Origin of the sequence: Cellulomonas hominis, assembly GCF_005239125.1 — a bacterium.
Lineage (GTDB): Bacteria > Actinomycetota > Actinomycetes > Actinomycetales > Cellulomonadaceae > Cellulomonas > Cellulomonas hominis_A.
In genome coordinates, this window is the sequence record NZ_SZYE01000310.1 from 1 (window position 1) to 2311 (window position 2311).

The following is a 2311-nucleotide window of genomic DNA, read 5'->3' on the forward strand; positions in this document are numbered from 1 at the left end:
TCGTCGTACCGGGCGCGGCCGCGCACGCGACGCCGCCCGCGGTGCGGGAGGTGCTGGCGGAGACGCTGCGCCGCGGCGGGGTGACGCTCGCGCTCGCCCACCGGCACGAGCCCGACGACCCCGAGCCGCACCCGGCCGACGCCGGGGCCGCGGACGCCGTCGCGGACGCGGCCGCCCGCTGCGGCGTGCGGCTGCTGGACAGCCTGGTGCTGCGCGGCGAGGCGTGGACGTCGGTGCTGCCGGCACCAGGGGGCAGGATGAGCGACGTGACCGACGCGCAGCCCACCCTCCGGATCGCCGCGGCGGTCATCGTCGACGACCGGGGCCGCTGGCTCCTCGTCCGCAAGCGGGACACCACCGCCTACATGCAGGCCGGCGGCAAGATCGAGCCCGGTGAGGACCCGCGCGCCGCGGTCGTCCGGGAGATCGGGGAGGAGCTCGCGGTGGTCGTCGACCCCGCGCTCGTCCGGGACCTCGGTCGCCGGGACGCGCCCGCCGCGAACGAGCCGGGGCACCGCCTCGAGGCGCACGTGTTCGCCGTCGACGGGGTGACCGGGGCCGTGCCGACCGCCGAGATCGCGGAGGCGGTGTGGGTGACGCCCGCCGAGGCCGCGCGGCTGCCGCTCGCGCCGCTCACCGTCGACCTGCTGCGCGAGGCGGGCGCGGCGGCCTGAGGCACCGCGCCGGGTCGTGACCCGACGCCGGGGCGGCCGAGCGGCGCCCCGCCCGCCTCCGGCTGACGACGCCCGCCGCCCGGCCTAGGGTCGGGGCATGGCCCGCTCGATCGCGACGAACACGACCGTCGACCTGCCCGCGCTGCTGGACTTCGTCCGCGCCCGGCACCACCTGCTGCTCGCGACCGCCCGGCGCGACGGCCGCCCGCAGATCTCCCCGGTCAGCGGCGGCGTCGACGACCGGGGGCGCCTCGTCATCTCGACGTACCCCGGCCGCGCCAAGACCGTGAACGCCGAGCGCGACCCGCGGGTGTCGGTGCTCGTGCTGTCGGACGAGTGGGACGGCCCCTGGGTGCAGGTCGACGGCGACGCCGAGGTGCTGCACATGCCGGAGGCCGAGGACGCGCTGGTCGACTACTACCGGTGCATCGCGGGCGAGCACCCGGACTGGGACGAGTACCGCGCAGCGATGCGGGTGCAGGGCAAGAGCCTCATCCGGGTCACCCCGACGCGGTGGGGCCCGGTCGCCACGGGCGGCTTCCCCGCGGACGTCGCCGCACGCCTGGACGGCTGAGCGCGCGGCCGCACGCCCGACGCGCGGCCGACGTGTCCGCCGCGACCCCGGGCGTCAGCCCCAGACCAGCGCCTGCGCCGGGTCCTCCAGCACCGCCGCGACGTCGGCGAGCACCATCGACCCGAGCGCGCCGTCCACCAGCCGGTGGTCGACGCTCAGGGCGAGCTGCGTGACGTGCCGGACCTTGATCTTGCCCTTGTGCACCCACGGCTGCTCGCGGATCGCGCCGAACGCCAGGATCGCGGCCTCGCCCGGGTTGAGGATCGGGGTGCCGGTGTCGATGCCGAACACGCCGACGTTCGTGATCGTGATCGTGCCGTCGGACATGTCCCGCGGGGTGACCTTGCCCGCGCGCGCCGTGGAGGTGAGCGCGGCGAGGCCCTCGGCCAGGTCGTGCAGGCCGAGCCGGTGCGCGTCCTTGATGTTCGGCACGACGAGACCGCGGGGGGTCGCCGCGGCGATGCCCAGGTTCACGTAGTGCTTGTAGACGATCTCCTGCGCGGCCTCGTCCCAGGACGCGTTGACGTCCGGGTGCCGGCGGACGGCGAGCAGCAGCGCCTTGGCGGCGATGAGCAGCGGGGTGACGCGGACGTCCGCGAACTCCTTGTCCTGGCGGAGCCGCTGGACGAGCTTCATGGTCCGGGTGACGTCGACGGTCTGGAACACCGTGACGTGCGGGGCCGTGAACGCGGAGGTCACCATCGCCTCGGCGGTGCGCTTGCGGACCGACTTCACCGGGACGCGGGTCTGCCGGCCGTCCGGCGACACGGTGCCGGACGCGAGCCACGGCTGGTCGTCGGCGGGGTAGGTCGCGAGCACGCGCGCCTCGGCCGCGGCCTGGTGCGCGAGCACGTCCTCGCGGGTGACGATGCCGCCCGGCCCGGTCGGCACCACGGAGTCGAGGTCGACGCCGAGGTCGCGGGCGACCTTGCGCACCGGCGGCTTGGCCAGGGCGCGGCGGCCGGAGACCGCGGCGGGCTCCCCCGTGGGGACCGCGCCCGGGCGGACGGTGGGCATGGCGGACGGCGCGGCGGCCGACGGAGCCGCGGCCGCGCCCCGCGAG

The 2311-nt window shown here is 76.9% G+C and carries 3 protein-coding genes; 2 read left to right on the forward strand and 1 reads right to left on the reverse strand.

Annotated features, from left to right (window positions below):
• Both FA014_RS21040 and FA014_RS19215 read left to right on the forward strand, forming a co-directional pair.
• A partial coding sequence (locus FA014_RS21040; protein WP_154731208.1) for an NUDIX hydrolase occupies window positions 1-674 on the forward strand: 674 nt, incomplete at its 5' end.
• A gap of 97 nt (window positions 675-771) precedes the next feature.
• Entirely contained in the window at window positions 772-1248 is a 477-nt protein-coding gene (locus FA014_RS19215) for a PPOX class F420-dependent oxidoreductase (RefSeq protein WP_154731209.1), read from the forward strand.
• Between the two features lie 54 nt (window positions 1249-1302).
• Here the strand turns inward: FA014_RS19215 and FA014_RS19220 are convergent.
• On the reverse strand, window positions 1303-2311 hold a 1009-nt coding region (locus FA014_RS19220), incomplete at its 5' end, for a dihydrolipoamide acetyltransferase family protein (RefSeq protein ID WP_195969392.1).